The 2,966-nt window shown below is 64.6% G+C and carries 3 protein-coding genes and 1 pseudogene; 2 read left to right on the forward strand and 2 right to left on the reverse strand.

Annotated features, from left to right (window positions below; genetic code table 11):
* Both ACN469_RS13100 and ACN469_RS13105 read right to left on the reverse strand, forming a co-directional pair.
* On the reverse strand, positions 1–357 hold a 357-nt coding region (locus tag ACN469_RS13100; RefSeq protein ID WP_498767690.1), incomplete at its 3' end, for a hypothetical protein.
* 444 nt (positions 358–801) lie between these two features.
* Positions 802–1,209, reverse strand: coding sequence for a DUF1801 domain-containing protein (locus ACN469_RS13105; RefSeq protein WP_498767692.1), 408 nt, complete (start codon positions 1,207–1,209; stop codon positions 802–804).
* Positions 1,210–1,401: 192 nt separating this feature from the next.
* Between ACN469_RS13105 and ACN469_RS13110 the strand changes: the two genes are divergently transcribed.
* Both ACN469_RS13110 and ACN469_RS13115 read left to right on the forward strand, forming a co-directional pair.
* Positions 1,402–1,917, forward strand: a complete 516-nt coding sequence (locus ACN469_RS13110; protein ID WP_498767694.1) for a hypothetical protein — start codon at positions 1,402–1,404, stop codon at positions 1,915–1,917.
* A gap of 326 nt (positions 1,918–2,243) precedes the next feature.
* Positions 2,244–2,966 (forward strand): annotated as a pseudogene (locus ACN469_RS13115) (hypothetical protein); the annotation flags it as partial.

Consider the following 2,966-nt stretch of genomic DNA (forward strand, 5'->3'; position numbering starts at 1 on the left):
AAGGGCAAGTCCACCTTGGCGCAGCACCAGATTGCCGTCTCCCTGTTGGGCGAGCCAGAAGCGCCCGTCACAAGAATAGAGTCTCTCTCCGGCGGCCAGGCCTTGGTTCGCATACATGCGGCCACAGCCCGTCGGAGCTGGGGGCGGGCTCCAGTTCTTATTTCCGTCCCCCAGTTCCTGATCGATACGTGACCGATCGTCGTCGAGAGTGGATGGGGCCGTATCTCCCAACTCCGCTGCCATTCGCGACGCTTCTTCTGTCTCTGGCTCTGGACCACAGGCAATCAAATCGAATGCCAGCAGCCCCAGGACCACCACCGTGGACAAGCTCCGCGCCCGTGTTCCATTGCGAGTCATTTCGACCCCTCCTGTGTGCCTTTGAACAAATGGCCCATACAAGCCGCTGGGGCATGTGAAATCGCTCCCAGACTCGTCGGCAAAGTCCAAATGGCTCGACGTAGTTAATCGATGGGGGCCTGGATTGAGTGAACGAAGAGTGAGTCCGTTCGGGCGACGACGCTGGGCGAGGCGTCAGAACAACACTCGCTCATTCCGGACATAGGGTCTGACGCGGGTCCGGTCCGACTTGAACACGGCCGTCGAGCGTTTATGGAGAAACAGGTCGGCCGTGGTGTGACCTCGCTGCGAACCAGATGCGGAAGCTGCCCGAGTCACAACCCGGGATGGCCATTCTCGACGGCTCCATCGCAGCGACATACATCGTCGAGTCTTTCCGGTGAATCGTTCCTGGGTCTCCTTGGGCAGAGTCCGCCGCACCCCGGCCAGGACTTCACGCCGGGTTCACTCCACCTGTCGAATCCACTGACGCACGAGCGACTCGAGCGCCTTGCGCTGGCCGCGCACGGATTCGAGCGTGACGAGGCAGCGATCTTTCGCGAGCCACCGGCAGAGCCCTTCCGGGTCGTCGAGCTCGACACCGCTCTTCGCGCTCTGCTTCACCTTCGCGCCGGTGTGGAAGACGAGCTGCACGTGGTCCTCGGAGCGAAGGTGCACCGCCGCGAAGAACTCGGTGGTGCGGAAGCTCGCGGTGTTCCACTTCACCGCCTCGCTGATGGAGGGGTCGACACCGAGGATGATCTTCCGGACCTGGTCGATGTCCTTGCGCAGCGGATGCGCTCGCTCGTCGAGGAGCGCGGTGACCTCCTTCGAGCAGTCTTGCGTCGACTTCACAGCGCGCTTCACTGCCATGGTCCTTTGTCTCCTCTCCGACGATTGCGTCACGGTGCCGACCCTTCATCACCTGCCGCGCCCTGTCGAGGCATCGCTTCAGGAACAGCCGTATCGGTCAGATGTCGTATCGGAAGAAAGGTGGGCGAAACTCCTCCATCCCACCTCCGATAAATCCTTTGTACGCAGCAATTCCAACCAAGGAGAGACACCATGGGCCGAATCACCGGACCGAAGACCAGCACGGTTGTCATGGAGTCGTTGGACAGGACGATGAACGCGGTCGCGCTCGAGGCCACCGCCGCCAAGAGCGTGGGCAACAAGAACACGGCTTCCGCGCCGGTGACGACGCCGCAGCAGGTGCTGGAGAAGGTGGGAAGCCTGTCTGGCACGGCGGGCAACATCGCCAGCGTGGCGGACACCTTCGAGAGCGGCGGACGCGCGGTGGCGAAGCTGGCGAACGGCGTGGTGCCCACGTCGATGCCCAGCACGTTCGTCGGGAAGACCCTGGGCCGGTTCGTGCCCGGGCTGAACATCGCCAACGCGGTGGCCTCCGCGTCCAACGCACACGGCGTGTTCAGCAACCCGTCGTCCACGCCGGCACAGAAGACCCGCGCCGCCATCGACGCCTCCTCGGCGTTCGTCGCGGCCCTCCCCGTGCCCTTCGTCGCGCAGGGCGCCGCGGTGGTCAACACGGTCAACAGCCTGCTCACACCCGCGTCGAAGTAGTCATGGGACGGGGGCTCCCTTCACGGGGAGCCTCTGGCCTCGCAGGGCCAGAGTCAGACATTGCCTCGGAGCCGGCTTCGTCAGCTCAACACACCACCGTCCCCGCGCCTGCCGCCGCCCACATGCGCTCCAAGCACAGTCCAGTTTCCAACAGGACTCATTCCCAGCGCTGGCGGACATACTTGTCGTTTGAAGACCATCTCCCGACATCGCGATGGCATCCGAAATTGAGTTGCATCTGACTCAAGCACACAGGTAATTCCAGTCCCCCCGGACTTCCCGGCTGGCGGCACGTGCGTGCCCTACTGACAAGGATTGGAGCGAACATGGCGTCGCGTCTCGGCAATGCGTCTGTGCGGGGTTTGCGTTGGGGTGCGGTGGTGCTCGCGGGACTGGTGGGCTGTGGGCCCACCACGACGAAGGAGCCCGCGACGAACCAGGAGGAAGTGCGCTCCATCGAGGAGCAGTCGAAGTCCCTGACGCCTCCCCCGGGCTGTACCGAAATCACGATGAGAGAGCTGGCCAACGGCGTGGAGCTGACGCCGGTCATGTACACGCAGCAGCCGATGTACCGGGGCACCTTCGACAGCTTTGGCGACCCCGCCGCCGTGGACCAGGCACGCATCCGCTTGGATGTGAATACGGCACCCGGGCTGTATGACTTGTCCGTGGGCGGGGGCAACACCTTCACGTGTGATCGCTGCGTGATGGCCTACCAGGACGTGGGCGCGCCGACGGCGAAGTTCTACGTCGCTGACTCCGGGACGATGCTCGTGGCGCTGAAGGTCTCCCCGGACCAGACGATTGGCGCGCTGGCGAACGTGGTCCTCCGTGAGTCCGTGGACGCTCCGCCGCTCAACGCGCCGTACTGGGGCAGCGCCGTGGTGCCGGGCGGCGAGTGCAAGTGGATCCGCTTCGCGACGTGGAACACCGTGCGCCCCGGAGGCTGCGACCCGCGCGAGGGCTCGCTGACGGCGAACCTGCCGGACACCACCTGCGTGCCCACCAACTACGCCGCCAGCGACGGCACGCTGGAGCGCGCGCTGGGC

Origin of the sequence: Corallococcus terminator (genome assembly GCF_049194865.1) — a bacterium.
In the GTDB taxonomy this organism is placed as follows: Bacteria; Myxococcota; Myxococcia; order Myxococcales; family Myxococcaceae; genus Myxococcus; species Myxococcus terminator_A.

Coding starts and splice junctions, on each gene's coding strand:
- ACN469_RS13105 (WP_498767692.1), bottom strand. CDS start 1,209: ATGGCAGTGAAGCGCGCTGTGAAGTCGACGCAAGACTGCTCGAAGGAG.
- ACN469_RS13110 (WP_498767694.1), top strand. CDS start 1,402: ATGGGCCGAATCACCGGACCGAAGACCAGCACGGTTGTCATGGAGTCG.